The organism is Streptomyces sp. NPDC033131, from assembly GCF_055578365.1.
This window is the reverse complement of sequence record NZ_JBVIPA010000008.1, coordinates 176,134-192,720: the sequence shown is the minus strand read 5'-3', so window position 1 is coordinate 192,720 and position 16,587 is coordinate 176,134. Positions and strand designations below refer to the sequence as shown.

5 protein-coding genes are annotated in these 16,587 nt (G+C 71.8%); all 5 read right to left on the bottom strand.

Annotation, left to right across the window (positions count from 1 at the left end; all coding sequences use genetic code 11):
- Positions 1 to 56: 56 nt before the first annotated feature.
- On the bottom strand, positions 57 to 1,760 hold the full coding sequence (locus ACZ5XS_RS13770; protein WP_468650865.1) for an ABC transporter ATP-binding protein: 1,704 nt from the start codon (positions 1,758 to 1,760) through the stop codon (positions 57 to 59).
- Positions 1,747 to 12,678, bottom strand: coding sequence for a non-ribosomal peptide synthetase (locus ACZ5XS_RS13765; protein ID WP_468650863.1), 10,932 nt, complete (start codon positions 12,676 to 12,678; stop codon positions 1,747 to 1,749). Before ACZ5XS_RS13765 ends, ACZ5XS_RS13770 begins: the two co-directional genes overlap by 14 nt.
- A gap of 68 nt (positions 12,679 to 12,746) precedes the next feature.
- On the bottom strand, positions 12,747 to 14,534 hold the full coding sequence (locus tag ACZ5XS_RS13760) for an ABC transporter ATP-binding protein (protein WP_468650861.1): 1,788 nt from the start codon (positions 14,532 to 14,534) through the stop codon (positions 12,747 to 12,749).
- 2 nt (positions 14,535 to 14,536) lie between these two features.
- On the bottom strand, positions 14,537 to 15,610 hold the full coding sequence (locus tag ACZ5XS_RS13755) for an iron-siderophore ABC transporter substrate-binding protein (protein WP_468650859.1): 1,074 nt from the start codon (positions 15,608 to 15,610) through the stop codon (positions 14,537 to 14,539).
- 111 nt (positions 15,611 to 15,721) lie between these two features.
- The gene (locus ACZ5XS_RS13750; protein ID WP_468650857.1) at positions 15,722 to 16,573 is read right to left on the bottom strand and encodes an ABC transporter ATP-binding protein; all 852 of its coding nucleotides are present in this window, start codon (positions 16,571 to 16,573) and stop codon (positions 15,722 to 15,724) included.
- Positions 16,574 to 16,587: the final 14 nt, after the last annotated feature.

Below are 16,587 nucleotides of genomic sequence, written 5' to 3'. Positions count from 1 at the left end.
TGCAAGAGGCGTTCAGCGAGACGCGGTTGACGGCGACGACCGTCCGCTGCGGCGGGTCACCGGGCCACCGCCAGGCAGTAGTCCTCGTCCGTGGCCAGGAGGGTGCGATGGGTGCCCTCGGCGGTGATGACACCGTCCTCCAGGACGAGGACACGGTCGGCGGCGTCCAGGAGGGCCGGGCTGCTGGTGATCACGATGGTGGTGCGTCCCCGGCGCAGCTTGGCGACGTTGCGCGCGATGAGTTGTTCGGTGACCGCGTCGACGGCTGTGGTCGGGTTGTGCAGGACGAGGACGTCGGTGTCGGCGGCGAGGGCGCGGGCCAGAGAGAGCCGTTGGCGCTGGCCGCCGGAGAGGTTCGCGCCGCGGTCGCGGACGGCGTGGTCGAGGCCTTCGCGGTGCAGGGCCACGACGTCGGTCAGCATGGACGCCTCGACGGCTTCGGGGATCATCCGGCTGGTGCCCGACGGGTCGATGTTCGTGCGGAGGGTACCGGCGAAGATCTCCCCGTCGTACGGGTTCACCAGCATGTGCTCGCGGACCGCCTCGACCGACAGGTCCGCGATCTCCTGCCCGCCGACCCGCACCACTCCCCCGTACGCGTGCGGCGGCACGCTCACGGCGAGGATCGACGCGAGGTCGGCCGCCGCCCGCGGCTGGTAGGCGGCGATCGCCACGAACTCGCCGGCGGTCACCTGCAACTTCAGCTTGCGCAGCAACCCGTACCGGACGCAGTCGATCTCGAGGTCCCCGCCCGCGGCCGGGCGCCGCGGTCCCGGGGTCGTCACCGGCGGCGCGGTCAGCACCAGCGCCATCCGTTCGGCCGAGGCGCGGGCCATCATCACGTACTTCGGCATCTCCGAGAACAGTTTGAGCGGTTCCATGATGAACTGCGCCAGACCCACGGCCATGACGAGTTCCCCGATGGTGATCCGGCCCTCGAACGCCAGCCAGCCCGCCGTCAGGGTCACGGCGGCGGCGAGGACCGCGTTGAGGGCCAGCGCGGTGCCCGCGTACACGCCGTTCACCCGGGCGACGGTGATCGCCTGGTGTTTCGCCTCCGTACTCACCTTCCGGTAGGACCGGAACGCCGCGTGGTTGCCGCCGAAGCCGTGCAGCGGGCGCAGGCCGATGATCAGGTCGGCGACCTTCGCGCCCGCCCGCGCCACCCGGGCCTGCTGTTCCTGGGTACTGGCGCCGATCCGCTTGGACATCACGCTCAGGATCGACAGGATCGCGACGGTTCCCACGATCACCAGCAGGCCGAGCCGGACGTCGGCCAGGCCCAGCGCGACGGCCGCGATCACGACCGCGACCAGCGAGCTGATCAGCAGCGGCACCACCTCGATGATGTCGGCGGTCTGGTCGGCGTCCTCGGTGGCGATGGTCAGCACCTCACCGGACTTGAGGTCGACGTCCCTGGCCACCGGCTGGAGTCCGCAGGACGCGACCCGCACCCGCCAGTGGTGCGCCTCGGTGGTGTTGGCCTTCTGCAGGATGCGCATCCCGAACCGCCACGACAGCGACACGGTCGTGATGATCACGGCGAGCGCACCGATGGACAGGGCGAGCGAGCCGAGGTTCCGGTCCCCCTTCATCGTGTGTTCGACGATCAGGCCGAGCGCGATGGGGAAGGCGGTCTCCCCCGCCTGGTACAGGCCCATGAGGACGGTGCCCCAGACCATGGCGCCCACGTTGCGGCGCAGTGCGGTCCGGAGGATGTCGGACCCCGGGTGGGGCCGCTGCGTGTCAGGAGTTGTCATCGTGGTGGTCATCGAGGTGGCGGGCAATCGCTTCCGGGGTTCGCAGGGTGAACAGGTCACGGATCGTGACCACGGGGCCGTACTCCCGGCGGAGCAGCCCGATCAGCCGCACCGCCAGCATGGAGTGTCCTCCGAGGGACACGAAGTCGCTCACCGCGCTCACCTCGTCGTCGTCCAGGTCCAGTGCCTCGGCGAAGAACTCGCACACCGTGGTCTCGGTCACGGTCTCGGGGCCGCGCTCCGCCGCCGTGGTCAGCGCGCCCAGCGGCTTGGCCTCCGGCAACGCCTTGGTGTCAGCCTTCCCGTTCACGGTGAGCGGGATGCTGTCGACCTGGGCGTAGTGCGTCGGGCGCAGGAAGTCCGGCAGCCCGGCGCCCACTTCGGCGGCGACCGCCGCCAGATCGGCGGCGCCGTCGAGCACGAGGTAGGCGGCCAGCCGGTACGCCCCGTCGACCTGAGGGTCGGGCTGGGCGACGGCGGCGACGAACCGCACCGCCGGGTGCGCCGCGAACGAGGCCTCCACCTCGCCGAGTTCGACCCGGTGACCGCGGATCTTGACCTGCTGGTCGGTGCGGCCCAGGTACATCAGGTTCCCGTCGGGCCGCCGGATCACCAGGTCCCCGGTGCGGTACATGCGCTCGCCGGGTGTGCCGAAGGGGCACGCGACGAAGCGGTGCGCGGTCTGGGCGGGCTGCCCGAGGTAGCCGCGCGCGATGCCGATGCCCGACACGTACAGCTCGCCGGGGACCCCGTCCGGCAGGGGCCGCAGCCACGGATCCAGCACGTACACGTCGGTGTTGTCGATCGCGACCCCCACCACCGGGTCCTGGCATTCGAAGGTGCCGACGCCGAGGGTGTTGATGGTGTATTCGGTGGGTCCGTACAGGTTGTAGCCGACAGTCCCCTCCGTCTCGGCGAGCCGCTGCCAGAGCGTCGGCGTGACGGCCTCCCCGCCCAGCAGCACCAGGGCCGGCCTCCGCGCCGGGTTGTCCAACAGCCCCTCGGCGACGAGCTGTTGTGCGTAGGTCGGGGTCACGTTGATGACGTCGATGCCGTGTTCGAGGCAGTACTCGACCAACCGGGGTGCGTCGCGGCGCAGTTCCTCGTCGCAGATGTGCACCTCATGGCCGTCGGCGAGCCACAGCAGCTCCTCCCACGACATGTCGAACGCGAACGACACGGTGTGCGCGATCCGGAAGACCCGGTGGCCGTGCTGCGCCAGCACCGGCTCGAAGATGCGGCGCTGGTGGTTGATCAGCATGTTGGTGAGCCCGGCGTACTCGGTCACCACGCCCTTGGGCTTCCCGGTCGATCCGGAGGTGTAGATCGTGTACGCGGGGTGCCGCAGGCGGTCCGGGTCGTCCGGCGCGAACGTGGGATACGGCTCGGCCTCGGGCAGCGGGCGGTCCAGCTCGATCAGGTCCACCAGATCCCCGGTCAGCCGGGGCGACACGGCACTCACGGTGAGGATGACCTCCGGGCGGGCGTCCGCGACGATCGCGGCGATCCGCTCGTCAGGGTGGTCCAGTTCCAGCGGCACGTACGCGGCGCCGACGCGCAGTACGGCGAACAGTGCCACGATCGAGTCGAGCGAGCGCGGGATCGCGAGGCCCACGGTCGTCTCGGGGCCGATGCCGCGCCGGGCGAGCACGCCCGCCACCGCTCGGCTGCGGTCCCGGAGGCCCGCGAAGGTCATGGTCTCGCCGTGGGCGACGAGCGCGACCCGCTGCGGGTCGCGGTCCGCCGCCCGGTCGAACCGGTCGACGACGGTGTCCGTGCCGACGTCCGTGCGCGCTTCCCGCGAGGGCCCCGGCCCCGGTCCCGGCAACGCACCGACCGGACCGGTCGTCCGGGCCAGGTCCTCGAGTACGCGCAGGTAGTCGTCGAGGAGACGACGAGCGCTCCCGGTGTCGCCGTCGCGGTGCTCCAGCTTGACCGTGAGCCGTTCGCCGGGCGTGACGACCCACGTGAACGGATAGTGGGTGGAGTCGTCGGCCTTGACCGAGGTGACGCCGTGCCGGGCGTTCATCTCGGCGAACGCGTCCAGGTCCAGGAAGTTCTGGAGCACGAACAGGTTGTCGAACAGGGTGTCGTGCCCGCTGGCCCGCTGGATCTCGCCGAGGCCCAGGTGCTCGTGCTCCATCGCCTCGACCCTGGCCGCCTGTACGGCCGTCAGGTACTCCCGGACGGTGTCGTCCGGCCGTGCTCGCGTCCACATGGGCACGGTGTTGAGCAGCACGCCGACGACCTCGTCCAGGCCCTCGCCCTCCCGGCCGGAGACGGTCACGCCGAACACGGCGTCAGCGCGGCCCGTGTGCGCGCCGAGCAGCAGGCCGAACGCGCCGGTCAGCACCGAGTTCAGGGTGACGCCGTGTGCCCTGGCCGCTTCCCGCAGCAGGTCCGACTGTTCGGCGGACAGGGTGTGCACGAGCGCGCGCGGCAGCTCGTCCGAGAGGGACGGCGCCGGTCCGGCGAGGAGCGTCGGGCCGGGGAGGCCGGCCAGGTGCTCCGCCCAGAAGCGTTCCGATACGGCGGGGTCCTTGGCGTCGAGCGCCCGGGCGTAGTCCTCGAAGCTCGGCGTGGCCGGGGCCGGGGCCGGTGTCTCGCCCGCGACGACGGCCCGGTAGGCGTCGAAGAGGTCCCGCAGCACGATCTCGCGGGACCAGCCGTCCCACAGCAGCAGGTGGTAGCTCAGCAGCAGGCCGTCGCGGCCCTCGGGCAGGCGCACCACGGTCACCCGGATCAGCGGCGGCTCCCCCGGGTCGAAGCCGGTGTCACGGTCCCGGGCACGCAGGGCCTCGACCTCCGCCTCCGTCCCCAACTGGACCGTACGGACGGTGACTTGCCGCCCGGCGCTGAGGACCTGGACCGGGTTCCCGTCGTCGTCCGTCGTGAAGCCGGCGCCCACGACGGGGTGCCGGGCGATCACGTACGCCATCGCCTCGGCCAGCGCGTCGGTGTCCAGGCGCCGGTCGAAGGTGAACCAGCTCTGGGCGACGTAGTGTCCGGCCGTGCCGGCCATCTGGGCCTGGAAGAACAGACCGCGCTGGAGCGGGGTGACCGGTGCCGTGCGCTCGGCCGTCGCGGAGGCGTCCGCGAGGTGTTCCAGTGCGCTCAGCCAGTGTCCGGTGATCTCGTCGGGGATGCCCTCGGCGAGGGTGAACGCCGCGTGCAGGCTTCCGGTGGCCGCGTCGGTCCACGCGTTGACCTCGACGGCGTACGGGCTGCCCTGGTCGCCGCCGGTGATGTGCGGCGCCTGGGACTCGCTGCCCCGGCCGAGGTAGTTGAACAGCACCTGCGGGCGGACTGTCAGCAGCGGGGCCGTCTGCGGGTTGAGGTACCGGAGTTGGCCGTAGGCGACGTGCGCGCACTCGTCCGGCTGGCGTTCGGCGACCTCGCGTGCCGCCGCGACGGGATCGGTGTGCGCGGTGAGCCGTACGGGGGCGATGGAGGTGAACCAGCCGACCGTACGGGTGTAGTCGTGGTGTTCCAGCGCGGGCACCCGGCCGTGCCGTTCCAGCTCGATCGCGAGATCGGTGGGCGACGGCTGGACACGGGTCAGCGCCGTGCGCAGGGCGCCGCACAGCAACTCGGTGAGACCGACACCGAATGCGGCGGGGGCGGTGCGGGTCAGGCGGTCGCTCGCTTCGGGCGCGAGCACGACCGTGGTCTCGCGCAGGCCCTCGACCTCGGGCAGCAGCGCGGGGGCCCCGAGCGTCGTCGCCCAGTGGCCGAGGCCGTCGATGACCTCGGTGGACCGGGAGTTCAGTGCTTCGGCGTATTCGGCGTAGGAGGTGGTCGGCGGTGCCAGGGTCTCCCCGCGCAGGGCGGTGGCCAGGTCGTCCAGCAGGACCAGCCAGGACACCGAGTCGACGGCCAGGTGGTGCACGGTGACCACCAGGGTCCGGCTCACCTCCAGCCACGAGAACGCGATGACGTCCCCGGACTCGGGGTCGAGCCGTCCGGCGGCCTCGTTCGCCGCCGTCGCCGCGTCGGTCGTGTCCGGTCGTACGACGGTGACCTCGCGGGCGGGTTCGGTGCGCAGCGCCCACACCCCGTGCTCGACGCGCAGCCGGAGCCGGAGGGCCGGGTGCGCGGCCACGACGGCGTTCGCGGCGCGCCCGGCGTCCGCGAACCCGGTGCCCTCGGGCGCCGTCAGCGCCCTGGCCTGGGCGAACCGGGCGAGGGATCCGCCGAGTTCCCGCTGGCGCAGGATGATCGGCGTGGGGGGCAGTGGGCCGTCCGCACGGCGGGCGGGCGCGGTCGCGGCGGCCCGCGGTGTGCGCGGTGCGCTGGTCGCCAGAAGTTCGGCGAGAGCGCGCGGGGTCTTGTACAGGAACACGTCCCGTGGCGCGATCGGCAGGCCGAGCGCCCTGGCCCGGTTGATCACGGTGATGGCGACGATGCTGTCGCCTCCGGCGCGGAAGAAGTCGGTGTCGGCGTCCACGGCGGTGCCGGGCAGGGTGTCGGCGAAGATGCCGACCAATGCGCCGAGTGCGGAGTCGTTCGCGGCCGCCGGAATGTCGTCCGGTGTCCGTGCGGCCCGCTCGGTCAGCGCCTTGCGGTCCAGCTTGCCGTTGACCGTCAACGGCAGCGCGTCGACCGGCAGCACCCGGCCCGGCACCATGTGCACGGGCAGCTTCGCGGACAGCGACTCGACGAGGTCACCGGGCACCCGGCCCACGACGTGTGCGACCAGGTGGTCGCCGCTGTCCGCCACGGTGACGGCCACGTCGACCACGCCGTCGAGTTCCCTGACCGCGGCCTCCACCTCGCCCAACTCGATCCGGAAGCCCTTGAGCTGGACCTGGTCGTCGGCGCGGCCGGCGAACTCCAGCTCGCCGTCGAGGGTGCGGCGGGCGAGGTCGCCCGTGTGGTACATCCGGGAGCCGTCGCCGGCGAACGGGTTCGCCACGAACCGGCCCGCGGTGAGCCCCGGCCTGCCCAGGTAGCCGAGCGACACCTGGTCGCCGGCGACGTAGATGGCTCCCACCCGGCCCGGCGGCACCGGCCGGAGCCGGTCGTCGAGCAGGTAGGTGACCAGGCCGGGGATCGGACCGCCGATCGGACTGACGTCGTCCCCGTCGAAGTCCTCGTCCGTCAGCACCCGGTGGGTGACGTGGACGGTGGTCTCGGTGATGCCGTACATGTTGACCAGCTCGGGCGCACCGGTGCCGTGCCGCTCGACCCAGCCGCGCAGCCGCCCGAGGTCCAGCGCCTCGCCTCCGAAGATGATCCGGCGCAGGGCGGTGACCGGCTCGTCGGCATGCCGGTCGGCCTCGATGAACTGGTAGAACGCCGACGGCGTCTGGTTGAGCACGGTCACCGAGCGCTCGCGGACCAGCCGGTGGAAGTCGACCGGGGAGCGGGTCAGCGCGTAGTCCGGGACCAGCAGCTCACCGCCGTGCGCCAGCGCGCCCCACAGTTCCCAGACCGCGAAGTCGAAGGAGAAGGAGTGGAACTGGACCCACACGTCGTGCGGGCCGAACTCCATGTCGGGCCGGGTGTTCGCGAGCAGGGTCACCACGCTGGAGTGCGGGACGACGACACCCTTGGGACGGCCGGTCGATCCGGAGGTGTAGATCACGTACGCGGGGTCGTGCCGGCCGGCCTCGGCCGCGGTGGTGTCCCCCACCGGCAGCTCGTCCCCCTGTACGAGCACGCGGGCCGGGACGCCCGCCCGGGCCAGCAGTTGCGTGAAGCGGTCCCGCTGCTCACGCTCCACGAGGACGACCTGCGGAGCGGCGTCGGCGAGGATGTACTCCAGCCGTTCGTCCGGGTAGGCCAGGTCCAGCGGTACGTACGCGCCGCCCGCGGTGACGATCGCGACCAGGGCGACGACCTGTTCGACGGAGCGCGGGACGGCGACGGCGACCCGCTGGCCCGGCCCGACACCGGCCCCGCGCAGGACGGCCGCCAACTCGTTCCTCGCGTCCGTCAGTTCGCCGTAGGTCAGCGACCGGGTGCCGCCGTCGAGGCCGCACTGGGTGACGGCGGTGGCGGCCGGGTCGCGGCGCGCGGCGGCGTCGAACAGGCCGCCCAGGGTCGTCGGAGTGATCCGCGCGGGACGCCGGTCGCTCACGGGCGCCAGGTCGTCGACCAGGGCGTCCGGCCGGGTGAGCAGGCCGGTGAGGGTCGAGGTGAACGTGCGCAGGATCGTCCGGGCGCTCGCCTCCCGCAGCAGCTCACCGTCGTAGATCAGCTGGAAGCGCGGACGGCCGTCGAGCGTGCGCTCCACCACCAGCGTCAACGGGTAGTGCGGGGCTCCCTCGTTCGCGATGCCGGTGATGACCAGCGTGTCGTCGGGTCCCCGCAGGGCGTTCACATCGGTCGCCACGTCGAACACCACGAGGGTGTCGAACAGTGAGCCGGCGCCGGCCTGGCGGCCGATCCTCGCCAGTGAGACGTGCTGGTGCGGCAGCACCGCGCCCTGGTGCGCCCGCACGGAGGCCAGCAGCTCGCGGGAGGTGGTCGTGCCGGCCCACCGGGCGCGTACGGGGATCGTGTTGATGAACAGACCCACCATGTCCTCGATGCCGCTCACGTCGGCGTCGCGTCCGGACACCGTGGAGCCGAACACCACGTCCGTGCCGTGCAGGAGGCCGCCCAGCGTCACCGCCCAGGCGCTGTGCACGGCCACGCTCAGCGGCACACCGGCCGACCGGACGGCCGCGTCGAGGTCGTCCCCCGGCTCCACGGCGGTGTCGGCGAACCGGTCGGAGGGGGTGTGCCCCTCGGCGACCAGCGACGGGCCGGGCAGCTCGGCGAGCTCCTCGCGCCATACGCGGTCGCTCTCGTCCTCGTCGCGCCCGGCGAGCCAGTGCACGTAGTCGGGGAAGCCGCCGAGCGGGTGACGGGTGCCCGGCGCGTGGTACTCGGCCAGCAGCGCGCGGAGCATCGGCGGCACCGACCAGCCGTCGGCGATGATGTGGTGCACGGTCTGCACCAGCACGTTCCGGCCGGAGCCCGCGCGGATGAGCGTGTACCGCATGAGCGGGCCGGTGGCCAGGTCGAACCCGGCGCGGCGGTCCCGCTCGGCCAGGTCGCGTATCTCGTCGTCGGTGATGCCGGGACGGTCCAGCGTGGTGAAGGGCGCCTCCACGCCGCTCTCCAGCACGGAGACCACACGGCCGTCGGCGAGGGATACGAACCGGGCGGCCAGGTTCGGGTACAGGGTGAGCAGCCGGGTGGCCGCCGCCGCGAGCCGGCCGGCGTCCACGTCGCCGTCCAGGGTGAGCAGTTGCTGCTCGACGTAGGCACCCGCCGAGTCGTCGTCGAAGACCGAGTGGAAGTACAGGCCCTCCTGCAACGGGGTCAGCGGCAGGATGTCCCGCAGCGCCGGTCCGTCCAGGGCGTCGACGTCGGCCTGCGTCAGCCGCACCAGGGCGAAGTCACTGGGAGAGTGGCCGCCCTGGTCGAGCGCGGCCAGTTGGGCGAGGGCCGTCCGGAAGTAGGCGCCGAGGGTCGTGATGTCCTGGTCGGTGAACATCCCGTCGGGCCAGGAGATGGTGGTGACCAGCTCGTAGTCGCCGCCGTCCGGGGCGGGTTCGGCGATCGCGTTGAACTCCAGGGCACGTGGCAGGCGCATCCTCGGGTCGCGCTTCTCGCCCAGCTGTCCGGTGGTCCTGGCGAGTTGCCAGTCGCCCGAGGCGCCCGCGTCGAAGCGGCCCAGGTAGTTGAACAGCACCTGCGGTGCGGGCGCGTCGAACTCGGTGTGGGTCAGGTAACGCAGGGCGCCGTAGGAGACGCCGTTGTCGGGCACCCGGGCGAGGTCTTCCTTGACCGCCTTGAGTGCGGCGGCCAGGTACTCGGGTGCGGTGAGGTCGGCCGCCGCGCCGCAGTCCACGGTCACCGGGAACAGGGTGGTGAACCAGCCCACGGTCCGCGACAGTTCCGGCTCGAAGCCGGCGGTGCCCGCCACGAACTGCCCTTCACGGCCGTGGCCTTCGAGTTCGATGTGCGCGAACGTCTGGTCCTGTCCGAGGTCGCGGCGCCACCGGGCGAGGGTGACGGCGAGCGCGGTCAGCAGGACGTCGTTGACGCCGGCGTGGAACCTCGCGGGAATCCCGCCCAGCAGCGCGGCCGTGACCTCGGGTCCGACCGAGACGGTCCGCACCCGCTCCCTGGCGACCGTGTCGGCTTCGGACAGCGGGCGCCTGCCCACCGGTTGGTCCACTCCCGGCAGGGAACCCCGGAAGTAGGAACTGTCCGCGTCGAAGGCCGCGCGCTCCAGCAACTGCGTCCAGCGCCGGAACGACGTGCCCACCGGGGGCAGTTCGATCGGCGCGCCCGAGGCGAACTGCCGCCACGCCGTGGCCAGGTCCTCCATCAGGACCCGCCAGGACACGCCGTCGATCACCACGTGATGGGCGACCACGACCAGTTGCCGTGCCTCGCGGCGCCAGACGGCACGCAGCATCACGCCGCCCGCAGGGTCCAGTTCCCCGGTGGCGAGCGCGACGCACTCGTCGAGCGGCCGGTCGCTCTCCTGCCACCCGGCCGCGGCCTGGCCCGCCTCCGGGATGGCGAAGCTCCAGCGGTCGCCGCGCACCAGCTTGGCGCGCAGCATGTCGTGCCGGCCGACCACGGCGGCGAGGATCCGGTCGAGGGCGCCGGCGGTCAGGTCGGCCGGGGTGTTCAGCACCACGGACTGGACGAAGCCGTCGATCGCGTCCGTGGTCTCGCCGAGCCACTGCACGATGGGCGATCCGACGACGGACCCGGTCGCGACGTCGGCGTGGTCCACGGTGGAGACGTCCTCACGGCCGGCCACCGCCGCCAGCGCTCCCGCCGTGCTGTGGGTGAAGATCTGCCGTGCCGTGACGTGGAGACCCGCCTCGCGCAGCGCGCTCAGCAGCGAGATCGCGAGGATGCTGTCCCCGCCGAGCTGGAAGAAGTCCTGGTCGACACCGACCTCGTCCAGCCGCAGAACGGACGCGACCGCCGCGCACACCGCGCGCTCGTTCTCGGTGCCGGGCGGTATGAGGGAGCCCGTCCCGATCGTGGGCTCCGGCAACGCGTTCCGGTCGAGCTTGCCGTTCGCGGTGAGCGGGAACTCCCGCATCACGACGATGTGGGCGGGCACCATGTACTCCACCATGTGCTCGGCGGCCCACGCCTTGACCTCGTCCGCCCGCAGGTCCTCGCTCCCGGCGGCCGGGATCACGTATCCCACCAGATAGGTGCCGCCGGCCGTGTTCTTCTTCGCGACGACGCAGGTGTGCCGTACCCCGGGGTGCTCGCCGAGACCGACCTCGACGTCCTCGATCTCCAGCCGCATTCCGCGGATCTTGATCTGGTTGTCGGCCCGGCCGAGGAAGTCCAGCGAGCCGTCCGGGGCGAAGCGCGCGAGGTCACCGGTGCGGTACAGCCGGGACCCGTCGTCGGCGAAGGGGTTGGCCACGAACCGGGAGGCCGTCAGGCCGGGCGCGCCCACGTACCCGCGTCCCAGGAGGAAGCCGCCCACGTACAGCTCGCCGCCGACCCCGACCGGGACCGGGCGCAACTCGTCGTCCAGGACGTACAACTGGGTGTTGGGGTTGGCCTTGCCGATCGACGTCGACAGGCGTTCCGCCGCACCCCGGTAGATGACGTGTGAGACGCCGATCGTCGTCTCGGCGGGGCCGTAGCCGTGGTACATGGGGATGTCGAGCCGGGTGCGGAACCGCTCGTACAGCTCCGGGGTCAGCACCTCGCCGCCGCACCACACGTGCCGCAGGCTGTCCAGCTGCCCGGAGTCGCCCGCGATCTCCAGCAGCACGTCCAGCATGGACGACACCAGGTAGGTGAAGGTGACGCGGTGTTGGGCGATCACGCTCAGCAGGTGGTGCGGGTCGCGTTCGCCGCCGGGCCGCAGGACCACCAGCCTGCCGCCGGACACCAGCGGCAGGAAGATCTCGTTGATGGAGATGTCGAAGGACAGCGGCGCCTTGAACAGCGACGCGTCGTCGTGGCCGAAGCGCAGGATCTCGTCGACCTGCCACAGCAGGCGCTCGCTGATCGCTTCGTGCCGGATCATCGCGCCCTTGGGCCGCCCGGTCGAACCGGACGTGAAGATGACGTAGGCCAGGGCCGCGCCGGGGACGGTGACCCCGGTCCCCTCGGTGGGGCAGGAACCGAACCGCCAGTCGCCGAGGTCGACGGCCACGGCCTCCGGTTCACTCGGGTCGTGCTCGCCCGAGTCGTTGAGCTGCAGCACGACCCGGGCGTCGTCGATGACGACGGCCCGGCGCGCGGCGGGCCACTGCGGATCGAGGGGGACGAACGCGCATCCCGCCTGGAGCACGCCGAGCAGCCCGATCACCATGTCGGCGGAGCGGCCCAGGGAGATGCCGACGACCTGTTCGGCGGTGAGTCCGCGTTCGATCAGATGGTGGGCCAACTGGGCCGACAGGTCGGCTGCCTGACGGTAAGTCAGCAACCGGTGCTCGTCGACGACGGCGACGGCGTCCGGCCTGGTCCGCGCCTGCTCGCGGAACATCTCCACGATGGTCGGGCGGACCCGGTCGGCCCGGGTGTCGTTCCACTCGGCCAGGGCCGAGAGCCTGGCCGCCGGTCCGGACGGGCCGATGGTGCCGATGGGCCGGTCCGGGAAGTCGGCCAGGTCGTCCAGCGCGAGCTGCGCCTCGGCCGGCACCACGTCCTGCGGGACGGCGATGCTCCAGCCGCTCCCGCCGTCCGTGCCGACCGCCCAGCCGCCGGGCCCGTCCCCGCCGTTGTCGACCCACCCGAGGACGTCGGCGAAGAGCGTGCCGGGGGTGAGGTCGATGCCCGCGGGGCTCCGGCCGGTCGCCCAGTACGACAGCCCGATCGCGCACGCTCCGGCGATGGTCCGGTCGGAGAAGTCGCCGGTTCGCCGGCGCACGTCGGCCAGTCGCGCGGGAGAAAGCAGTACGAGACGAGCGCTCGGTTCCACCATCGAAGACTCAGCGCCCCTTCCAAGGCATGAAAGTTGGCCCAACCTGCTCAGGGATGTACTCGGGGTGACTAACTACCTTCTCGCCAGGCCCGCCACAGCCGCGCATAGCGGTCGCCCAGCGCCACCAACTCCTCGTGCGTTCCCTGCTCCACGACGCGTCCCGCGTCCAGCACGGCGATCCGGTCCGCCGCCATCGCCTGGGTCAGCCGGTGCGCCACGAACAGCGTGGTCCGGCCCGCGCACGCGGCCACGACGGCCCGCTCCAGTGCGGCGGCGCCCTCGCTGCCGGCCTCCGCGGTCGACTCGTCGAGCACGACCACCGGCGCCCGGCCCAGCACCAGCCGGGCCAGGGCGATCTGGGCGACCTTGGTGACGTCCAGGCGCTCGCCGCCCTCGCCGACCAGGGTGCTGAGCCCGTCGGGCAGCGCGTCGACCCAGGCGTCGGCGCCGACCGTGCGCAACGCGTCCGTCAGCTCGGCGTCGGTCGCCTCCGGCGCGGCCAGCCGCAGGTCGTCGGCGAGCGGACCGGAGAACACGTGCGTCTCCTGCGTCAGGATGCTCACCAGGGCCCGCGCCCCGGCCTCGTCCAGACCGGCGAGGTCGGTCGGCCCGACGCGCACCGAGCCGGCCTGCGGTGTTCCGATGCCCGCGATCAGCGCGGCCAGGGTCGTCTTGCCCGCGCCCGTCGCCCCCACCAGCGCGAGCGAACCGCCGGCCGGGATCGTCAGGTCGACGTCCCGCAGGACCGGTTCCTCGCTGCCGGGATAGCTGAACGTCAGCCCCCGCACGGTCACCGGGTAGGCCGCGGCGTCCGCCGCCGTGACGGTGGCGTCGCCCACCAGCCGGTCCTCCGCGGCCTCCCCCAGCACCCCGACCAGCCGGGTCAGGCTCGCCCCCGACTTCTGCGCCTCGTCGAAGGTGAACATGATGGAGCCCAGCGGGGTGAACAGCCGGTGGAACATCAACGGCGCCGCCGACACCTCGCCCAGGCTGGCGGCATCGGCCTCCAGCAGGGCGTACCCCACCACGATGATCAGGACCAGGCCGATGAACTCGGCGCGGTTCTCCCTGCCGACGAACCGGCCGAAGAACCGGAACACCTCGATACCCAGTTCGCGCACCCGCCACGACTCACTGGTGACTTTCTCGCGGAAGGCGCCCTCAAGACGGTAGGCCCGGACCGTGTCGATACCGTTCAGACCGCTCATCAACGCCTGCGCGCGGTCGGCCTGGGCCACCCGCTGCTTCCGGTAGAGCGGGGCGGACCGGGGGAGGTACCAGCGCAGGGCCAGCGCGTACGCGGGCAGCGCGCCGGCGCCCGCCAGGCCGAGCCGCCAGTCGAGGCCGAACATGCCGCCCGTGGCGATGACGACCAGCACGCCCGCCGAGAACACCGTGGGCACGGCCGTCCGGATGCCCTTGGAGATCACGGCCACGTCGTCGCCGACCCTGGACAGCACGTCCCCGCGGCCGACCTGCTCGATGCGTGCGCTCGGCATCCCGAGCACCGCCCGTACGGCGCCTTCCCGCAGCCGCGCGAGCAGATCCGCGCCCAGCCTCCCGATCAGGTAGGTCGACACAGCGGTGGCCGCCGCGCCGAGCAGCGCCGCGGCCACCATCCACACGCCGACCGTGACCAGGACGGAGCGCGACTCGCCCTCGACGACCCCGTCGACCACCCGGCCGAGCAGGAGCACCGGGAGCACCTGGAGCGCCGCCCCGGCCACCGTGGTGAGCACGGTGGCCGCGGTCAGCCACGGCACCTCGCGGCAGTGCGCCGCGACCCATCGGCCGGCCTCGCGTCCGGTCGCCGTGCGCAGGGTGGCCGGGGCGACGCGCGTGTCGGTGGTGCTCACACCTACTCGGCCGACTTGACGAGTTCGTCGATCGCGTACGGCATGGAGAGCAGGGTGCCCTGGGAGATGGCCGCGCCGACCGCCGGGCCCTCGCTGTCCAGCAGGTACGACACGTTGCCCTTCTTCACAGCGTCCAGGTTGGTGAACAGCTTGAACTTCTTCAGGGCGTCCGTGTCCGCCTTGTCGTTGATGACGAAGATGTGGTCGACGTCGATCAGGTCGATGCGCTCAGGAGAGAGCTTGGTGTAGAAGCTGCCGTCCGCGACCTTGTCGATCTCGGTCTGGTACTTGAAGCCGATGCCCGACACCAGTCGTCCGCGCACGTCGGTGGAGGTGAACGGCGCCACGGAGTCCTCGTACCAGGACAGCGCGACGGCGGTCTGGTCCGCGAACGCGGGGTGCGCCTCCTTGGCGGCGTCGAGCCGGCCCTGGATGCCCTCCACCATCTTCTCGCCCTCCTCGGCCTTGCCGAGTGCCTTGGCGATGTGCAGCGCGTTGTCCTGCCAGGGCGCGCTGAACGGCTCCTTCTCGGCCTTGGTACGGCCCACCGTCGGAGCGATCTTGGACAGCTTGTCGTAGGCCGCCTGGTCGACCTCGGAGTACACGGCGATGATCAGGTCCGGCCGCAGGGCGGCGATCTTCTCGTAGTTGGGGCCGGAGTCACCGTTCTTCATGATGACCTCGGGCTTCGTGTCGCCCCACTTGTCCTTCACCCAGGGCCACTGGGTGTTGATGTCGGGGGTCTTGCCCGGCGGATTCGGGTACTGGTCGACCATGCCGACCGGCTTGATGCCGAACGCCAGGATGGTCTGGTCGTCCGTGTAGCCGACGGAGACGACCCGCTTCGGAGCTTCGGTGACCTTCGTGGTTCCGAACGCGTGCTCCACGGTGACCGGGAACGCGCCGGCGGGGGCGGTCGTGGTGCTGTCGCCCGCTTTGTCCGAGTCGGACGAGTCGGACGAGTCGGACGAGTCGGAACCGCATCCCGCGAGGAGGCCGACGCCGAGGGTCGCGGCGGACACGACCGCCGCCAGCCGCCGCCGGGATCTCTTGAGCGTCGTTCGATGGAGGAGCATTCGAAGTCCCTTGCTGTCGCGCTGTCCGCTGCGCCCCCGTCTAAGGGCAGGCAAACCTTATCGTGCGCAGGTGAGGTTAGCCTAGCCTAACTTTTGTAACTTTCTGAGAACTCAGCCGAGTTGGACGTGTGTGCGACCGATCGGCACGATGAGCGGCCGGTCGCCCACCGGATCGTCGATCACCCTGGCCCGCAGTCCGAACGCCTCGTGCAGCAACTCGGCGGTGATCACGTCACGCGGGTGCCCCTGGGCCAGGATCGCCCCCTCCCGCATCACGACGAGGTTGTCGCTGTAGCGCGTGGCCAGGTTGAGGTCGTGCAGCACCATGACCACGGTGCACCCCGACTCGTGCAGGTCGTCCACCAGGTCGAGCACGTCGATCGCGTGGGCCAGGTCCAGGTAGGTGGTCGGCTCGTCGAGGAGCAGCAAATCGGTTCCCTGGGCCAGGGTCATCGAGATCCACACGCGCTGGCGCTGGCCGCCGGACAGCGAGTCGACCGGACGGTCGGCCAGGTCGGACACCCCGGTCATGGCCAGCGCCCGCTCCACGACGGCGGCGTCGTCCGACGACCACTGCCGCAGCCAACTCTGGTGCGGATGGCGGCCCCTGGCCACCAGGTCCGACACCGTCAGCCCCTCCGGCGCCACCGGTGCCTGCGGCAGCAGGCCGAGCTTCTTCGCCACGTCCCGGGTCCTGAGCTTGACGATGTCGTCGCCGTCCAGCACGACCGTCCCCCTGGTCGGCTTGAGCAGCCGTGACAGGGTCCGCAACAGGGTCGACTTCCCGCAGCCGTTGGGTCCGATGATCGTGGTGATCACCCCGGGCGGTATCGCCACGTCAAGACCGTCGATGACCATCCGGCCGCCGTACCCGACCGTGACGCCCCTGGCCGCCAGGCGGGAGGCGTCATCGACCGCGGACTCGACCCCGGACTCGATCCCGGTGATGGGCTGAGCGACCACAAGGCCCCCTTGTT

Excerpts from the sequence above, each read along its gene's own strand:
- ACZ5XS_RS13770 (WP_468650865.1), bottom strand. The coding sequence starts at position 1,760 with ATGACAACTCCTGACACGCAGCGGCCCCACCCGGGGTCCGACATCCTC.
- ACZ5XS_RS13765 (WP_468650863.1), bottom strand. The coding sequence starts at position 12,678 with ATGGTGGAACCGAGCGCTCGTCTCGTACTGCTTTCTCCCGCGCGACTG.
- ACZ5XS_RS13755 (WP_468650859.1), bottom strand. The coding sequence starts at position 15,610 with ATGCTCCTCCATCGAACGACGCTCAAGAGATCCCGGCGGCGGCTGGCG.